Raw genomic sequence first — 17181 nt, 5'->3', positions numbered from 1 at the left:
TTTAGATAAATTCAAAGTAAATTAACCCTAGACCAACTTTCTTATATTATTTTAACAAATCTGCAAAAAGAAAAAGAAGAGTGAACGAATGAACAGGACAAAAATAGGGTCCATAACAACAACAACCGCATTGATCCTCCTGCCAATCCTTGTATTTTTGGGATCATTCCTGATAGGAAGGTATCCTGTGTCACCTACAGATGTTTTGGTGGCAATTGTATCGGTTTTTGTACCAATAAAAACAAACCTGTCCTCTGCCATCTACACCGTGGTTTGGAATATACGATTACCACGAATAGTAGCAGCTATGATAGTCGGTGCAGCTTTATCCATATCAGGAGCTTCATTTCAAGGAACATTCCAAAACCCCCTAGTATCCCCAGATATATTAGGGGTTTCTGCAGGTGCAGGTTTTGGAGCAGCACTGGCAATTTTACTAAGTTTCTCTACTGTGATGATCCAGGTAACCGCATTCATTTTTGGACTCGTTGCAGTAAGTCTTACATACTTTCTCAGTAAAAGCTTTAAAGGAAACACCATGCTTATGATGGTGCTTGGAGGAATAGCCATTGGATCCCTATTTTCAGCACTCATTTCATGCATTAAATATGTTGCAGATCCTGAAAGCAAGCTGCCTGAAATTGTATACTGGCTAATGGGCAGCCTCTCTACAGTTGACAGTAGCAGCGTGATGATGATCATAATTCCCGTGTTAATTGGTTTTACTGTTTTACTCCTTCTTAGATGGAGACTTAACGTTCTTTCTATGGGTGATGAAGAAGCCAGATCTCTTGGTGTTGATACAGAAAAACTGAGAATAATAGTAATTCTCTGTTGTACCCTTCTAACTTCCGCTGCTGTTAGTATAAGTGGTATTATAGGGTGGGTTGGTCTTGTAATACCCCACATAGCCAGAATGATTGTTGGCCCGGATCATAAAAAACTTCTACCTGCAAGCATTTCAATAGGTGCAGTATTCTTATTAGTTGTGGATGACGTCTGCAGAACAGCAACATCCATTGAAATTCCGCTTGGAATATTAACTGCATTAATTGGAGCCCCATTTTTCATTTATCTCCTTAAAAAAGGTTATGAGGGTTGGTCATGAGTAAAATATTGGAAATAAATAATGCAGAGTTCTCTTACAATGGGAAAAAGAAAATTTTTGAAGATATTAACCTTTCAATTGAAAATAAAGATGTTTTATGCATTCTGGGACCAAATGGAACCGGTAAATCAACATTAATTAAATGTATAAACGGTCTGCTTAAATTAAACAGAGGAAATATTTTCCTAAATAATAAGGATATTTATTCCATGGATAATGTTGATCTGGCAAAGATAATTGGTTACATACCACAATCACACAGTTCAACCTTTGCATTTTCAGTTTTTGATGTGGTTTTAATGGGAAGAGCACCACATCTAAGTTTAACATCCACACCCGGAGAAAAAGACTTTAAAATAGCAGATAAAGCGCTTAAAAGTCTTAATATATCTCATTTGAAGGATAAAACCTACACTGAGATCAGTGGAGGAGAAATGCAACTCGTACTTCTGGCAAGGGTTCTGGCCCAGCAGCCCCAAGTTTTGCTGCTCGACGAACCAACATCTCACCTTGACTTCGGAAACCAAATAAGAACCCTGGAAGTTATAAACAGGTTATCAAAAAGTGGGTTATCCGTTATAATGACGTCCCATTATCCAGACCATGCATTCCTCTCTTCCAACAAGGTGGCCATCATGAACAGGGGCTCTATTATGGCTATGGGAAGTCCAGAGGATGTCATAACAGAAGAGAATATGAGAGATGCCTATGGAATAAATGTTAAAGTAATGGATGTGGACGAGACAAGGAAAGCATGTATTCCTATGCAGATAAAATAGATGATATTTCATAGTTTATCGAATTTTACAATGCGGTTTGTACTGGGTTAACATCATATTATATTTACAACCGCTCTTTAAATTGGCATAGATTTCCCCCCTAAAATTTTGAATATTCAACAATCATAAGTTAGGGGATTAATATAGTGAAAATAGGCATCCAAATTCATTAGATAACATTAATGCCAAAAATTAGTAACTAATATACTATAATAACTTTATCCAAAAAATAATCTCCTTTTGTGCAGATTATAAAATAATATTTTTTTATCCATTAACTTTAGACATATGTTTGAATTTCTTTTAAAAGTCTTTGACACCCCTTTTTTTTAATGGAATTATATAAATCAAAATTCTTTTGTTTAAGATTGTTCTATTAATCCATTAAATTCTCTCCGAAAAAAATAGCATCTTAAAAAATTTACGAAGAAAGCTTACTCATAACCAGAAATGATAATTACAACGATAACTCATTCATAACATTTCATGCATCCCAGAAACGTTCAAAACTCTTTTGCATTTTTTACAAACAAAATAACTGCTTTACATTAAAATGTTGTCTGAATAAAATTTGTATCAGAAGGCGGTTGCCGGCAACCGGTACAATTATATATAGATGTCAGCTTATGAAAATATGTGAAACAAACCCTGAATTTCATTGCCTTATCAAATTTTCTATAATCCTGTTTATGAACTACCTCCAACATTGAATTTAGTGAAAATTTAAGGCAATGTTTAAATTTTCTGGTAGTAACATACTGAAAAAAAAATTAGGAAATAGGGGATACTATGAACATATACGAAATTATCGGAAATTATTTGGATAGTGACAAAACAGGCGCCATTGCAACCATAGTGACAAAAGAAGGATCTGGTCCAAGGAACGTGGGTGCAAAAATGTTTGTAGGGGAAGATGGAAAAATTTATGGAACCATAGGAGGTGGCAGTTTAGAGTTTAATGTTTACAAAGAAGCCATGGCCCAAATGGGCGAACACAATCCCCACATGATACATATAAAAATGGATTCTGAAGAAGTAGTTGGCAAATATATGATATGTGGTGGAAATGTTGATATTTTCTTGGAACCTGTAATTAAAAAATATGACAAAATTTACAGACGCCTTGGATACATGGAAAAAACCGATAAAAATGGAGTCCTCATAACCCAGTTCAACAACGAAAAATTTCTCAAAACGATCATAGAAAAAAATGAAGATATTTTTGACTCTGAGATAAATGAAAACACCTTTGGCTTTGAGATAAGTGAGGATGAAAAAGAAGTGTTTCAGGAACGTTTACACGATTCAAAAATTTATGTTAACAATGAAATCCTTATTGAAACCCTTAACCATTTGCCAACACTTTATATTTTTGGAGCAGGGCACATTTCACAGTTTATAGCGAAATTTGCCAAAATAGCAGGTTTTTATGTTGTTGTCACCGACGACCGTGCGGAATTTGCCAACAAAGAGAGGTTCCCCGAGGCCGATGAAATTCTCGTTGAACCAATTCCAGATGTTTTTAACAGTTTACAGTTTTCTGGAAACGAATTTGTAGTTATTGTTACTCGAGGTCACCAGTTTGATGCAGATGTATTAAGAGAATCTTTAAAAAGAGATACGAAGTATGTAGGTATGATAGGAAGCAAAAGAAAAGTGAAGATGATTTTCGATCACATGAAAAAGTGTGGATTCAGTGAGGATATCATATCAAATGTTTATTCCCCAATTGGTCTTTCTATCAATGCAGAAACACCCCAAGAAATTGCCGTTAGCATTGTAGCAGAACTTATAATGGTAAGAAGGGGATAAAATGAGTTTGAAAACATGATTTTATTTAATAAAAAAATCTTATAAAACAGTTAACAGTAGTAGTTTAATAGAGACTTAAAATTCTTTGTTAAATAAAACAAAAATATTAAAAAAACAGCAAAGTGGAGGCTTGAATTTGAAAATACGAGGCGATTTCGTTACAAACAGCAGTTCAGCCAGTTTTGTACTAACAGCTGAAAAAGATGTATTGGAAGACAACATAAAACACTTTAAAGATAGTGAAAAAAACGGAGAAGTACAACTATTAACATTTTTAAGGGACGAACTGGAAAAAGAAGGCATAAAAACCAATATTATGGGTCGTGAGTACTACACCACAACCAAAAAATTCAGCTTGGGAAAATCTGTTTTCCTTGATGACAGCATAAATTCCGATGAAATACAAAAAACAGACTTCAGCAAACTCTCAAATGATGAAATGTGGGATTTAATTAATTGGATAGTTGTTAAAGGTAAAGGCAGTGACTTGTTTGGTGTCGGAGCAACCCAAACCAAAGAGTTAAAATGTGAATGTGAAGAGGACCCAAGAGACAGCCAATGATACGAAAACATTTCAAAGGATATAACTTCATCTGCATTCGGGAGACAGGTGCAACCTTCAGGTGGGGAGACAGTTTATCTGAAAACCCCTATATGGCTCCTTGGCCAGAACTTGCAGACATATCCATATCCAATTACTGTACAAACGCATGTGAATACTGCTACAAATCAAGTAACGAAGAAGGTAGGTTCATGTCACTTGAAGAGTATAAATTCGTACTCGATCAACTTACAAGCGAAAAATATGGCGGTGTATTCCAGGTAGCACTTGGAGGGGGGGAACCGCTCCGCCATCCCAAGTTTAACGAGATTTTGGAGGTTACAGAACAACATAATATAATACCCAACTACACAACCTGCGGAAGGTTCTTCAACCAAGAAAACATTGAATCAACCAGAAAGTACTGCGGTTCTGTGGCTATCTCATGGGACCCCTACAGGAACAATCTCTCTCTTGAAGAGCTTTCAAAGCTTGGATCTCACCTCGCTGATGAAGGAATCAAAACCAACATCCACTACGTAATCTCTGAAAAGACAATTGAAATGGCAACCAAGATGCTAGAGGGGGAATACGATGATTACATCAAAGATTTCAATGCAATCATATTCCTAACCTACAAGCCCACAGGCAGGGCAAACAGCAGAGATAGTATAAAATCACCAGATAAACTTAGATCATTTCTGAAAATGGTTGATAATCCAACTACAGAAATAAAGATTGGTTTTGATGCATGTTTCGTTCCAAGCTTGCTTAAGGGAACAAATGTCGATAACAATCTGATAGACAGCTGCGAATGCGGTTTCTTCTCAGTCTACGTAAGCGAGAACCTGGATGTTTCACCGTGCTCCTTCTGTAACAACACAGATTACAGTTACAGCTTAAAAAAGTTCAGCTTTGAGGATATTTGGCAGAACCAATTTTCAGGTTACAGGAACTACGTTGATAACAACTGTAAATCAAATTGTTTTAACTGTGTCAAAAGCTCTGATTGTAGGGGAAAATGTCCATTTTTTGATGAGCTGTTCTTATGTGATTTAATTTAGAATGATTCTGTTAGAAATGATTCTGTCAAATGATGAATTCTTAAAATGGATTTTCCGCTGATAAAGCTACTTTAAGCACATCTTCAGATTTATTTTGAGATTTAAGGTGCAAAAAGTGGTTTAACTTATTTTTTTATTTAAATCAACGCCACTTCTTTGAGGTTTTTAAAATCGATATGTTTATAAATACATGTCTTTTAATTATCTATAGGTAATGAATTAGTATTCATAACCATATTAAAACTATATAAGGAGACGAAACAGTATGGATTCAAAACAAGTAGCTGTTATTGCTATTATATTGATCTTAGTCGTAGTTGCTGGATTGTATGCCAGTGGACTTTTAACAGGCGGAAACAGTGCACAAGGTAATATCACTGTACTTGCTGGTGCTGGAACTATGAGTGCTATGAATGAATTAAAAACTAGCTTCGAGAAACAAAACCCTGGAACCACAGTTAATATACAATATGGTAACAGCGGAGAGCTTTTTGCAGCATTACAAACACAGAAAACTGCGGATGTTATAGTTCCTGGAGACTTAACATTTATGGACAATGCTAAAAACAAGGGTTACATAATAAATGACACTGTCAAACCTATAGTTTACCACATACCTGTTATAGCCGTTCAAAAAGGAAACCCTAAAAATATAACTTCAGTAACAGACTTGGGTAAATCTGGCATTAAAGTGGCTTTAGGAGATACCAATGCTACTGCTGTAGGTAAAGAGAGTATAAAACTATTGAACAAAACAGGAGAACTAACTGCAGTTCAAAGTAATGTTGTTGTTTATGCCCCTACCGTAAACCAGTTATTAACATACCTAACATCTGGACAGGTAGACGCGGCCATAGTAACAGAGGACATAGCAAACACAAGTGCTGCCCAGGGCAAAATCGACGTGATTCAGATTCCACAGGACCAAAATGCTATTGCTACAATAGGTGTAGGTTTAACCAGCTTCACCCAAAACAAAGATGCAGCCACCAAATTTGAAAACTACATAACCTCATCTGAAGGATTATCCATATGGGAGAAACATGGATTTAAACCTGTGAATCAATAAATAATATAAAAAAAGGATTTATATAATAAAAGGATGATGGAAGGTTAATTCAACTAAAATCCTGCACACCTAATTTAGGAAAACTTTGAAGGGGATAAAATGAAAAGCAAGTTTGAAATTACCTTTATATCCATATCCTTTATTTTTACTTCCTTTTTGTTCGTAATTATAGGCAGTATATTTTTAATTCCATCCCCACAAGGATTCATTGAATCCCTTTTTTCAGATGAAATGTTAACAGCCCTGAAGTTAACCTTATCCACCTCAATACTTGCAGTAGTGCTTGTGATGTTGGTGGCTGTGCCAACTGCTTACTCCATTTCTCGATATTCTTTTCCTCTTAAAAGTATAGTAAAAAGTATTTTAGACCTTCCTATGGCTTTTCCAGAAATAGTTTTGGGCATCGCCCTATTGATGCTGTTTGGGAATAATTTATTTGGGAACCTGCTGCGAAGTTTAGGTATAGATATTGTTTTCACAACAACAGGGATCATTGTGGCCCAATTTTTTGTTGCATTTCCATACGCTGTAAAAATAATTTACTCTACATTTAGTTACATCAACCCCCGATACGAACTTGTTTCCAGGAGTTTGGGATATGGGGAGTTTGAAACTTTTAAAAATATAACCCTACCCTTAGCCAAAAATGGAATATTTGCTTCTTCTGTGGTTACGCTGGCCCGATGCATCGGAACCTTTGCTGCAGTTCTTTTGGTGGGCGGAGGAACCTACCTTAAAACTGAAACCTTGCCAATTGCCATTTATTTCAATTTATCACTTGGAAATATAGATATGGCCATAACAGCAGGGATAATACTTGTTTTAATATCTTTTGTAGCCATATTTACACTAGAAAAATATTCAAATGAAAATATAAAAGGAATGAATTAAGATGACGTTTTTAGAGGTTCAAAATGTGAGTGTGGATCTTGGAGAGTTCCATCTGGCCCATGCAAATCTTAAATTGAACAAAAATGATTACATGGTAATTATAGGGCCAACTGGATCCGGTAAATCTGTACTTTTAGAAACAATTGCTGGTTTTTACAACCCAGATAATGGTAAAATATTTCTTGAAGGGAATGAGATAACCAATTTAACCCCTGAAAACAGAGGAATTAGTATTGTTTATCAGGATTACATGCTCTTTCCCCATATGAACATTTTTGAAAATATAGCTTATGGACTGAAGAAAAAAATAAAAAATCAGGATATTATCAAATCCAAAGTTTTAGAGATGGCTGAACTCTTAAAAATAGATCATCTGTTTGATAGAAATCCTGAAACCCTCAGTGGAGGTGAAAAACAAAGAACTGCAATAGCACGTTCCCTTATTGTTGAACCTAAAATACTGCTCATGGATGAACCGTTTGCTGCACTGGATGTTAACACACACGCTTACCTTACAAAACTCATTAAAGAGGTAATTACAGACTGCCAAACTACATGCATTCATGTATCTCATAACTTTAATGATGTCTATAACTTAGCAGAGCAAGTGGCAGTTATGAAAGATGGTAAAATTCTCCAGCAGGGTACCTGTCAGGATGTTTTTTCCAAACCAACTCATAACTTTGTGGCAGACTTTGTAGGAGTTCACAATGTCTTTGAGGGTACAGTAACAGAAATAAAAAATGGCATAACAACTGTAAAATTAAAAAACGACATTCTAATTAGAAGCGCCGACACACCACCTAAAACAAAACAGGAACATGTTTTGGCGGCTGTAAGGCCTGAGAACATTATTATATCAAATGAACCATTTTTATCATCATTAAGAAACCAAATGAAAGGAGTTGTAGAGGATTTTATCGTCAGAGGCCCAACTGTATGGGTTGCAACCAACGTAAATGGTACCGTATTTAAGGGTATGATAACACTTAGTTCTTACGATCTCTTAAAAATTGAGAAAGGAAAAGAAGTTTATATAAGCTTTAAATCATTGAATGTTAAAATAATAGATGTATATGAATCTTAAAAAGGTAACGTTAAAAGATATATCAAAACATGTGCACGGCCGTGGCCTTGAATTCTGCCCAGACTGTTTTACCTATATTCAATTCAAGATCTAAAAATGATTTGTGGGTCAAGAAAACCACTAAAGGTTCTCCAACATCAACAGTTAATTTTATTAAAGCACCATTTTCTGTTATTTCCCTAATTTTTCCTTCAAAAGCATTTCTAGCACTTGTAATCACTTTTTTCTGTGATAAGGTAATGTCTTCGGGCCTTATGGTTAAATGAACATCTCCAGTTTTTTGTTCGGCAGAGTAGACCAGAATATTTCCTGTATCCACTATGGTAATCTTTTCAGCACCCATGCGTGCAACACCTTTGATTATATTTTCCACCCCTACAAAAGCAGCTACAAATTTATCGGCGGGATGTCTGAAAATTTCAACTGAGTCCCCAACCTGGGAAATTGTACCTTTTTTCATTATGGCTATTCTATCTGCAAGCATCAATGCTTCATCAAAGTTGTGGGTCACGTGTATGATAGTGATGTCAAACTTCCTGTGTACCTCTTTCAGCTGTTTTATCAGCTCATCGCTTGTTTTTTTATCCAGTGCACTCAAAGGCTCGTCCAAAAGCAGAACTTTAGGATATATAATAAGAGCCCGGGCTAAAGCTGTTCTCTGCTGTTCTCCACCACTTAAAGTTCTTGGTAAACGATTTGCCAGAGCAGAAATACCAAAAAGTTTCATCATTTCATTTACTTGGGTTTTTATCTCTTCTTTACTGACTTTTCTTAATTTTAGTCCAAATGCAATGTTTTCAAACACTGTTTTGTGTGGGAAAAGCATGTAATCCTGGTAAACAAATCCAACTCCTCTCTGTTCTGGAGGAAGCCGTGTGACCTCCTGGTTATCCATATAAATTTTCCCAGAGTCGGGGTTCCACATTCCTGCAATTGTTTCCAGAAGCATGGTCTTACCAGATCCACTTGGACCTAAAATTACGAAATATTCACCATCTTCCACCTGCAGTTCTATGGAATTTAACTTAAATTCTTTCCAGTCCCTTGAAAGATCTTCAATTTTTATCATAGGTTCTCCATCCTTTTATAAGCACTCTAACCGCTATAAAGACCGTTAAACATATTAATACAAGTATAACCGCAACTGGTGTTGATTCAGATAATCCAAAATCGGAAAATCTTTGGTATATGAGGGTTGGTGCGGCCATTGGATAATATGCCAATATTACAAGGGCTCCAAATTCACTTACTGCCCTTGCCCAGCACATTATGGCCCCCACCACAATATTTCTCAATCCTAATGGCAGTGTTATGGTGAAAAAGGTTCTTAAGCTCCCGCAACCCAGTGTTCTAGCCACTTTTTCCATTCTGGGGTCAATGCTTTCAAATCCTTCCCTTGCAGAGTTAACAACAAATGAACCACTTACAAACAGCATTGCAATGACAACCCCTGGAAATGCATCTACAAAAACAAGTCCTAACTTATTCAAAGGCATTCCCAGTACGCCTGTGGAAGAAAAAACAAGCAGAAGTGCTATACCTACAACAGTATGGGGGATTACAACAGGAACATCAATTATTGACTCCACAAATCCTTTTCCAGTAAAATCGTGCCTTGCAAGAACATATGCGAGAGGTACACCAAAAAGAAGGGCTATCAGTGTTGCTATAAGTGCAGAATATATGCTGACAAAAATGGAACTCATCACTTGGCTATCCTGAAGATTGCTTAAAATAGAAGAGAGGTTTGAAGAAACTATTAAATTAGCTATCGGAATAAAAATAAATAAAACCATAAAGGATCCCATTATGGCAAAAAAAACAGTGGTATAATCTATTTTCCGCATGTTAAATCTCCAAAATTACTAAAAAATACTAAAAAACTTGTTGTTTACTATTTTATATGTTTTGAATATATCTTTTTCGAATTGTAAAATATCCTTTCGAAATGTAAATCTACATTATTTAAAAAAAAATAGGATAAGGAGATTAATATCATCCCCAAATTAAAGGTCTTCCTAGTTACGTTTAAGTTTTAACGTACTGCTGAAGTGCACTTGGAATATTACTGGAGTCGTTAGTTGCTATCGCAGGACTTATTGGGTTCTGGAAGCTGTCCTGAATTATCTGTGTACCTGTAGGGCTTAATAAAAGCTGTACAAACTCTATTGCAAGTTGTCTCTCTGGAGCATTGTTAAGCACCGTGATACCGTAAACTATTGGCGATAATTTTATTACTTTGCTCTGATTGCTACCACTGAACTCTGTTAAGCTTATTTTATTGTAATCTGAGGTATAGTTTGTGTTGTTTAAGCTCAATTCACCAGGAAGTTCCATATACTTAACACCTGAACTTTTCTGCTGCTCTGCAATGTTTTTGTATGTGATAACATAGTCTATGTCACCAGATTCTAATGAAGGCATTAATTGAGCTGCATCTGATCTGATCATGATGTTGGAACTTGGATTCAAACTACTTGGCGCACTTATTATGTAACCAGTGCCATTCTTCTGTGATGTAATTGCAGAGTTATTAGCCACCAGATTGTTGAATATGGTGCTGTTGTTGTAGTAAGTATCTGCAAGTTGTATCATCATCACTGCCCGGTATCCTGCCGGATCCGCGTTTGGATCGCTGAAACCGAATTTAACACCAGAAGTTGATAAGATCTGGTACCAGTTGGTTCCATTTATCTGGCTGCTGTTTTTACTTTTATCTGTGTATGCAATTACCAAGTCATTACTTGCATATTTGAGGTTGAAACTGGTATAATTTGGTATCATCTGCTTGTCTATAAGGCCATAATCCGCTGAAACCATAATATCTGCGGATTTATTAAGGTCTGTCACCTGTTTAATTGCAGCCTGACTTCCAGAGTAATGTATCTGCACATCAACATTTGGATGCTCCGACTTAAATTTGGCAGTAGTTGCATTCAATTGCTGTCCAAGGCTGTCTGCTGCGTATATAGTTATAGTGCCTTTTTCCTGGCTACCGCTGTATGTACTGTAGGCATAAATACCTACCCCTATAACAGCAATTATTATTATGATTATTACTGCTAACATCTTGTTATCCATTATTTTACCTCCTTAAGATATTTCACTAATTCTCCATAAGTACCATCCCTAAAATGGGATATATTTCTATTTTACGAGATGTATATATAAGCATTTCGAATAGTCTAAGATACAATGAATACTTACTAAGAATCATCCCATTTTCTAAGGCAGCTCATTGCTACTTTCAAAAATAAAGATTAAATATTTATTGTAACCAGAAGAAGGTTACACTTGAAAAAAGTTCTAGTTTGAAGTTCTAGTTTGATTATTTAACAAAAATATAATTACATTTCCTAAAAATATTTAATGAAAACTCATTCAACTTCTGTCTCGCACCTTTCTATGGTGATTATGGTAGCTTCTTCTCCATTTTTTGGTATGTGCTTGATTTCAACCAGATCATCCTTTACTTCCTCAAGGTCAACCTCAACGCTCTGGGACACCAGATCGCCTGCGACTTGTATCATTACCCTGAAGCTTTTTTTACCCTTTCGATCATCTGTATCAATACTTAAAACTTCACCAGGCGTGAAAATCCTGTGGTAAGACAATTCAAGGACATCATAGACTTCAACATTCTCTTCTACGTAGTTTATAGCATCTTCACAGTCCATTGTTAACGTTCTTTCCACTAAAACACCTTCTTATAAAGCTTTTTTTTATAAACAAGATTTTTAAGTTGCATTATATTTATAATTTAAGATTCAACAACAATCACAGTAGTTTTATCATTTGTTACATGCCTTATCTCTACGAGTTCATCCTTTACTTCCTCAAGGTCTAATTGTACAGTTTCATGTATAATTTCACCTTTCATCTTCAACATAAGATTCAAACTATTTTCACCATTTTTTGTGCCCACATTTATATCAAGAACTTCCGCAGGGACGAAAACCCTGTTATAAGATAATTCAAGGGTATCGTATGTTTCAACATTGTTTTTTACGTAATCCAGTGCTTCATCAGCTTTTAAGTTTATTTCTTCTTCCATGAAAATCACCCATAAAAATATAGAACCTTCAAGCATAAAAAGTTTGATTAAATTATTTGAAAACTAAAAAATAAAAAAAATAGAGTAGAAAATAGAAAGTTTACAATAAGTCCCTGTTTTTCTCAGCGTTGAGCCAAAGACTTCCTTTTCCGTCTACCCCTATGTCACCAATGTATTTTATGTACTTACCCGGAAGCTGTTTTCCGTGGACCTCAGGATTTGTGTAAACTCCTTCTGGTTCGAAACCTTCAAGTAATCTACCAAGTTTTCCTTTGACAACAATAGTACCATTTTTCATCTGTCCACCAGGCCATCGGGTCACATTTCCACCTATTTCAATGTAACCTTTGGTCATATGGATTCCAGCGAGTATGTCACAGTCACCGTCAACGTAAATTTCACCGCCAGACATACAGTCTGCAAGTTGTTTTCCTGCGTTTCCGTGGACTTTTATAACTCCACCACTCATACCTCTCCATTCACCGATGTACGAAGTTCCACAGTACTCCTTAACGTTACCCATGATTTCCAGGCTTCCACCTTTCATTTCCCTGCCAGGATAAGTTTCTGTGTTTCCATTTACTGTAATGGAACCACCTTCCATCTCTGCACCAACGTGGATGTCTGCATCACCGTTGACTATTATTTCTCCGGCACCCATTTTACATCCTATATATTTGACTCTGCCCATATCTCCATCACATATCATTTTGACTTCTTCTGGACCTTCAGCAGAACCTTCTACCTGAATATCAAAGTAGTCACTCAATGGGAATCTTGAATTCCCCCTTGGTACCTGATATTTTTCTAGATCTTCTTTGGTCCAGTTATATATCTTATCCGGAATAAGTTCATCAAATTCCAGAGCTATGCTGGAAAATTTTTTTGGAGTTAATGTTATAGTTTTCATTTAAACACTCCTTCTTATTTACTTGCTTTAACCTTGTACTCAATTGAAGGTTCTATGTAGTGATCGTGTACCTTGTAGTTTTCAAATTTGATGGTGTAATACTTGTTGAACATCGGCATGATATCTTCAAGCACCTTTTTCTCTTGCTGTTCGAATCCCTGTATGTTGGTCCATAAATGGCGACTTGGAACTACTTTTGCGATTTCACCATCTTTAACAAGGATCTGACCATCTTTAATTGTGTATAAAGCTCTTCCCAATACATCTTCTACCACTGCAGCGTTTGCAGCTTTGGTTGGGTCGAAGTTTTCTGGTTCAATATCGTAAACTGCCACATCAGCGTTTGCTCCAACACCTAAGTGTCCTCTCTCTTCAAATCCTAAAATTTTAGCAGGTGCAGACCTTGTTACTGTTGCTATGTCATTCCAATCGTAAACCCTGTCAAGTGTTGGTAGATCAGTTCTTTTACTTACCCATTTGTGTACTTCTTTGTTTTCAATCATCTCAGTCCTACGGTCACTGCTCATGAGCCAGGAGATGATTCTTGGGTATCTTATGAATGGACCTGCGTTAGGACTGTCTGTTGTGAGAACAACCTTCCATGGGTCGTCTATCATGAGGAATAACTCTAATCCAATAGCCCATTGTAATGAGCTAACTGGTGCTTTTCCAGAGTATATGCAAGGTATTAAACCAGATGCTGTTTCAAGTTCAATGTCCTTATTGGCCCATTTTAAACCGCTGAGTTTGTAGAGATCGTATTCCATTGGTGCGTCTGCAGTCATGGTTGTGGTCTCATCAAGAGTTACCTGCCCTACATCACATGTAATGTGGTCGTGTTTGTTTATGTAATCTGCAAGTGGCTTTGCACCAGATTTAGCATCTCTCCACGTAGTACCTCCGTAGGCATGGAACTGAAGGTGGGTACAGTGCATTATCTGGTTCCTGCTTACTGAAGGATTTTTCTTCAGGTCTTCAACAGCTTTCATGGTTTCCAGGGTTGTTTTATAGTTTCCTGGGTGTCCGAGGTCGTTAGTGTGTATGTGCATGGAATGTGGTAGTCCAAGCATTTCATTTACCTTTGTCAATGCTACCATAACTTGTCTACCAGTTACATCCCAGTATGGTGCAGGGTCGTCAATTCCATGTACGTTCATACCCCAGCCCCATGCTTCACTTCCACAGGGGTTAACAACTTTCATTCCATAACATTTGCTTATTTTGAGCCATGCGGATACGAATGCTGCTAAACCTTCGAGATCTCCCTCTTTAACAAACTGCAGTACAAACCAATTGTTTCCAAACAGAGCGAGTGGTGAAATGTCTATGTTTGGAATGGCCATTATTTCTTCATGGGTGTGTTTTGCCTCAAGTGGTGGAACTGCAGCCTCTGCAACTGTTCCGTAACCCATTTTTGAGTATCTGTATCCGGTTGCAGGACAGCTTGGTATTGAAAACCCTGTTTCAGCCCTTGCAGTTGCTGTTTTAGCTTTCACCCCTCTTCTTTCATCTTCTGGCCTGTAAAGTCTTCCAACACAGAGTTTAGGACCTGCAATGTGGGAATGAACATCTACACCTGCAGCCATTACCAGTTTGTTTGTAACATCAATTACTTGAGCATCAGAAGAGACGCTGTCAACGATCTTTCCATCGCGGATCATTACGTCCTTCTTCTCACCTTTTATGTTGTTAGTTGGATCATATACTATACCATTTTTTAATATGCTTTCCATGAGATCACCTATTTACTAGCTTCCTTTATTTTCTTAACCCTTTGGAATAACTCATTTACGATCCATTCATCTTCCCTACATGTTTCAGGTGGATCTATGGCTTTTTTCATGTGAATTGGGACTGAGTCCATCCTATAGCTGGTTCCTGCAGTTTCCACACCTATGAAAGTTCCTGGAAGTACGATATCTGCAATTTCTGTTGATGGTCCCCAGTGTATATCGATCTGGATGACCGGTATTTCTGTAAGGTGTTTAAGGGCCCCACCAGGGAAGTGTGCACCAGGGTCTGCAGCTATTACCATGAATACGTCGGGTTCTTTCCTGTTTAAGAGGTCTATGGTTGTTGTTTCTCCTATCATGTATCTTGGGTATCCTCTACAGAAGTCAACACCGTATGGGAATCCCATCTCGTAGGATAAGAAGATGTTGAATCCATTAACGTTGTAGTGACCCCTCATTGGAAGAAGCACCCATTTGGTGTATGCATTGAGGTCCTGAACAAGCTGAATTGCAATGTCTATGTTTCTCTGTTTGGATAAGGTGTGGGTTAATCCTAATCCAAAGAAAAGAGCTCCAAATTCAACTTTGGTCATTGCCTCGGTGAGTTCAACTATGTCTTCTTTGGGTATACCTGCAATAACATCTTTTTTAAGTTCTTTACCCTTTAAAACTGCTCTTATAGCATCTACAAATTCGTAGTCACCGTTTTCTTCAAATGGTACCCATATGTCCGACATTTTTGCTGTGTCTGAGAATTTTGGATCCCATGTAACGAGTGTCCTGTCGAATCTTCCTCTTTGTCTGAACCATCCCCTTGGGAATGTTGTGTACCTGGAAAGGTGCCTTGGGTGTGCGTTCATTGGATTACTTCCAGTGTAAACAACCATGTCTGCCCTGTTTTTCACTTCACCCAGAGTCATAAGGGGGTATCCCACGTTCTGAACTGCCTGGACAGTTGGTCCGTGGCAGATTGTTGCTTGATTGTCTATAACTGCTCCAACATATTCTGTAAGCTCTAATCCTCTTTTCATACATTCTATTGAAGTTTCACTCCACCCGTAGAATAGCGGTCTTACAGAGTTTGCTATGAGTTCAGCTGCCTTATCAAGAGCCGTGTCCCAGTCAACTTCAACCAGTTCACCGTTTTCATCCCTTACCATTGGGACTAATAACCTCTGATCCTCGTCTTCCATGATCTTACTTGCACCAAGTCTGCAGGCATGTCTTACACCAACAACGTGGTTATCTTTAACCAGGTAATCTAAATCGTCACAGTTACTTCCGCAAAATGCACATGTGCAGTTTTCGACGATTTTATCGTAATCAGTAACAGGTTCTTCGTATGCCATGTTACGTCCTCCTTATTTTTTTTTGTAGACAGGCATCTCTCCAAGTGAAGAGAGCTCGCCAACGTCCTTTTCAGTTTTAACGTATTTTTTGTAAACTGCCCTCATGAGGTCAGCCATTAAAAGAACTTCTTTGTCAGTTTTTTCAACTGTTGCGTCGATTCCCTTGTAAGTTGGGTCGTTGCAGCAGTAAGTTTCAGGACTCACAATTACGTTTGCCCATGGTCCTTTTGGAATGAATATCATTCCTTCGTGGGGTGCATCCCTTGAATGTGCTGCGTAAACAACAACTTCACCCCAGTCAGATTTTACAAGAACACTTTCCCAGTTGGCAACACCTAACTTGGCCATGTCCTTTGGGTCCATGTAAGCTATTCCTGCAACCTTCCTGTACTCATCTTTAAGGGTAGAGCCTCTTTTTTTGCAGGCTCCTTGATAAATATCTGTTCCTGTGTTGAGCATGACCTCTAATTTATTGACCTTTGCTACGTTGGGGTCTTCAAGTTTCACAACGTTTGAAACTGTAGGTTTATCCACATACGTCATTCTAACACCTCACTCCAGCCAGATTGCATCTGTTGGGCAGAAAAGTTGACATGTGCCGCATTTGGTGCATTTATCTGGGCTAAATAGTTTAATAACTCCATTTTCAACCATCATGATTATATCAGTTGTTTTAGATCCATGACCACCCGCTACTTCTGGACTGATGGATGCATTTACCGGGCATGCAACCACACAAACACCGCAGCCAAGGCAGTTATCTTGATTTACTTTAAGTTCCATT

At 37.4% G+C, this 17181-nt stretch carries 18 protein-coding genes; 8 read left to right on the top strand and 10 right to left on the bottom strand.

Features of this window, described 5'->3' with window-relative positions:
- Positions 1-88: 88 nt before the first annotated feature.
- From MSWAN_RS00695 to MSWAN_RS00660, 8 genes are all read left to right on the top strand, one after another.
- A complete protein-coding gene (locus tag MSWAN_RS00695; RefSeq protein ID WP_013824689.1) occupies positions 89-1108 on the top strand; it encodes a FecCD family ABC transporter permease in 1020 nt (339 codons plus the stop codon).
- Entirely contained in the window at positions 1105-1887 is a 783-nt protein-coding gene (locus MSWAN_RS00690) for an ABC transporter ATP-binding protein (protein ID WP_013824688.1), read from the top strand. Before MSWAN_RS00695 ends, MSWAN_RS00690 begins: the two co-directional genes overlap by 4 nt.
- A gap of 789 nt (positions 1888-2676) precedes the next feature.
- Complete coding sequence (locus MSWAN_RS00685) at positions 2677-3699, top strand: XdhC family protein (protein ID WP_013824687.1); 1023 nt, start codon at positions 2677-2679, stop codon at positions 3697-3699.
- Between the two features lie 136 nt (positions 3700-3835).
- Positions 3836-4261 carry a hypothetical protein gene (locus MSWAN_RS00680; RefSeq protein ID WP_013824686.1) on the top strand — a complete coding sequence of 142 codons (426 nt, stop codon included), beginning with the start codon at positions 3836-3838 and terminating at the stop codon, positions 4259-4261.
- A complete protein-coding gene (locus MSWAN_RS00675) occupies positions 4258-5304 on the top strand; it encodes a radical SAM/SPASM domain-containing protein (RefSeq protein WP_013824685.1) in 1047 nt (348 codons plus the stop codon). The genes MSWAN_RS00680 and MSWAN_RS00675 overlap by 4 nt, the downstream gene beginning before the upstream one ends.
- Positions 5305-5569: 265 nt before the next feature.
- Positions 5570-6373 carry a molybdate ABC transporter substrate-binding protein gene (gene modA, locus MSWAN_RS00670; RefSeq protein ID WP_013824684.1) on the top strand — a complete coding sequence of 268 codons (804 nt, stop codon included), beginning with the start codon at positions 5570-5572 and terminating at the stop codon, positions 6371-6373.
- Positions 6374-6472: 99 nt separating this feature from the next.
- The gene (locus MSWAN_RS00665) at positions 6473-7264 is read left to right on the top strand and encodes an ABC transporter permease (protein WP_013824683.1); all 792 of its coding nucleotides are present in this window, start codon (positions 6473-6475) and stop codon (positions 7262-7264) included.
- A 1-nt stretch (position 7265) separates the two neighbouring features.
- The gene (locus MSWAN_RS00660) at positions 7266-8351 is read left to right on the top strand and encodes an ATP-binding cassette domain-containing protein (protein ID WP_013824682.1); all 1086 of its coding nucleotides are present in this window, start codon (positions 7266-7268) and stop codon (positions 8349-8351) included.
- A 22-nt stretch (positions 8352-8373) separates the two neighbouring features.
- Here the strand turns inward: MSWAN_RS00660 and wtpC are convergent, their stop codons facing one another.
- The 10 genes from wtpC to MSWAN_RS00610 all read right to left on the bottom strand — a co-directional run bounded on the left by wtpC (position 8374) and on the right by MSWAN_RS00610 (position 17180).
- Positions 8374-9420, bottom strand: coding sequence for a tungstate ABC transporter ATP-binding protein WtpC (gene wtpC / locus MSWAN_RS00655; RefSeq protein WP_013824681.1), 1047 nt, complete (start codon positions 9418-9420; stop codon positions 8374-8376).
- Positions 9407-10198 carry a tungstate ABC transporter permease WtpB gene (wtpB, locus tag MSWAN_RS00650; protein WP_013824680.1) on the bottom strand — a complete coding sequence of 264 codons (792 nt, stop codon included), beginning with the start codon at positions 10196-10198 and terminating at the stop codon, positions 9407-9409. The genes wtpC and wtpB overlap by 14 nt, the downstream gene beginning before the upstream one ends.
- A 181-nt stretch (positions 10199-10379) precedes the next feature.
- Positions 10380-11432, bottom strand: coding sequence for a tungstate ABC transporter substrate-binding protein WtpA (gene wtpA, locus MSWAN_RS00645; protein WP_013824679.1), 1053 nt, complete (start codon positions 11430-11432; stop codon positions 10380-10382).
- A gap of 296 nt (positions 11433-11728) precedes the next feature.
- Positions 11729-12046 (bottom strand): DUF2097 domain-containing protein, encoded by a 318-nt coding sequence (locus MSWAN_RS00640; protein WP_013824678.1) that lies wholly within the window; start codon positions 12044-12046, stop codon positions 11729-11731.
- Between the two features lie 65 nt (positions 12047-12111).
- Entirely contained in the window at positions 12112-12405 is a 294-nt protein-coding gene (locus tag MSWAN_RS00635; RefSeq protein ID WP_048187787.1) for a DUF2097 domain-containing protein, read from the bottom strand.
- Between the two features lie 100 nt (positions 12406-12505).
- Positions 12506-13315 carry a formylmethanofuran dehydrogenase subunit C gene (locus tag MSWAN_RS00630; RefSeq protein ID WP_013824676.1) on the bottom strand — a complete coding sequence of 270 codons (810 nt, stop codon included), beginning with the start codon at positions 13313-13315 and terminating at the stop codon, positions 12506-12508.
- A 14-nt stretch (positions 13316-13329) separates the two neighbouring features.
- Positions 13330-15048, bottom strand: coding sequence for a formylmethanofuran dehydrogenase subunit A (locus tag MSWAN_RS00625; RefSeq protein ID WP_013824675.1), 1719 nt, complete (start codon positions 15046-15048; stop codon positions 13330-13332).
- Positions 15049-15056: 8 nt separating this feature from the next.
- Positions 15057-16397, bottom strand: coding sequence for a formylmethanofuran dehydrogenase subunit B (locus MSWAN_RS00620; RefSeq protein ID WP_013824674.1), 1341 nt, complete (start codon positions 16395-16397; stop codon positions 15057-15059).
- Between the two features lie 12 nt (positions 16398-16409).
- Positions 16410-16940, bottom strand: a complete 531-nt coding sequence (locus tag MSWAN_RS00615; RefSeq protein WP_013824673.1) for a molybdopterin dinucleotide binding domain-containing protein — start codon at positions 16938-16940, stop codon at positions 16410-16412.
- A 9-nt stretch (positions 16941-16949) separates the two neighbouring features.
- The gene (locus MSWAN_RS00610; RefSeq protein ID WP_013824672.1) at positions 16950-17180 is read right to left on the bottom strand and encodes a 4Fe-4S binding protein; all 231 of its coding nucleotides are present in this window, start codon (positions 17178-17180) and stop codon (positions 16950-16952) included.
- Position 17181: the final 1 nt, after the last annotated feature.

The organism is Methanobacterium paludis (assembly GCF_000214725.1).
Taxonomy (GTDB): domain Archaea; phylum Methanobacteriota; class Methanobacteria; order Methanobacteriales; family Methanobacteriaceae; genus Methanobacterium_C; species Methanobacterium_C paludis.
This window is presented reverse-complemented; position numbering and strand designations above follow the sequence as displayed.

Bases quoted from the DNA above. Each gene is read 5' to 3' on its own strand.
- MSWAN_RS00630 (WP_013824676.1), bottom strand. From the start codon at position 13,315: ATGAAAACTATAACATTAACTCCAAAAAAATTTTCCAGCATAGCTCTG.
- MSWAN_RS00665 (WP_013824683.1), top strand. From the start codon at position 6,473: ATGAAAAGCAAGTTTGAAATTACCTTTATATCCATATCCTTTATTTTT.
- modA (WP_013824684.1), top strand. From the start codon at position 5,570: ATGGATTCAAAACAAGTAGCTGTTATTGCTATTATATTGATCTTAGTC.
- MSWAN_RS00675 (WP_013824685.1), top strand. From the start codon at position 4,258: ATGATACGAAAACATTTCAAAGGATATAACTTCATCTGCATTCGGGAG.
- MSWAN_RS00625 (WP_013824675.1), bottom strand. From the start codon at position 15,048: ATGGAAAGCATATTAAAAAATGGTATAGTATATGATCCAACTAACAAC.
- wtpB (WP_013824680.1), bottom strand. From the start codon at position 10,198: ATGCGGAAAATAGATTATACCACTGTTTTTTTTGCCATAATGGGATCC.
- MSWAN_RS00685 (WP_013824687.1), top strand. From the start codon at position 2,677: ATGAACATATACGAAATTATCGGAAATTATTTGGATAGTGACAAAACA.
- MSWAN_RS00620 (WP_013824674.1), bottom strand. From the start codon at position 16,397: ATGGCATACGAAGAACCTGTTACTGATTACGATAAAATCGTCGAAAAC.
- MSWAN_RS00635 (WP_048187787.1), bottom strand. From the start codon at position 12,405: ATGGAAGAAGAAATAAACTTAAAAGCTGATGAAGCACTGGATTACGTA.
- wtpA (WP_013824679.1), bottom strand. From the start codon at position 11,432: ATGGATAACAAGATGTTAGCAGTAATAATCATAATAATAATTGCTGTT.
- MSWAN_RS00615 (WP_013824673.1), bottom strand. From the start codon at position 16,940: ATGACGTATGTGGATAAACCTACAGTTTCAAACGTTGTGAAACTTGAA.
- MSWAN_RS00690 (WP_013824688.1), top strand. From the start codon at position 1,105: ATGAGTAAAATATTGGAAATAAATAATGCAGAGTTCTCTTACAATGGG.
- MSWAN_RS00610 (WP_013824672.1), bottom strand. From the start codon at position 17,180: ATGGAACTTAAAGTAAATCAAGATAACTGCCTTGGCTGCGGTGTTTGT.
- MSWAN_RS00660 (WP_013824682.1), top strand. From the start codon at position 7,266: ATGACGTTTTTAGAGGTTCAAAATGTGAGTGTGGATCTTGGAGAGTTC.
- wtpC (WP_013824681.1), bottom strand. From the start codon at position 9,420: ATGATAAAAATTGAAGATCTTTCAAGGGACTGGAAAGAATTTAAGTTA.
- MSWAN_RS00695 (WP_013824689.1), top strand. From the start codon at position 89: ATGAACAGGACAAAAATAGGGTCCATAACAACAACAACCGCATTGATC.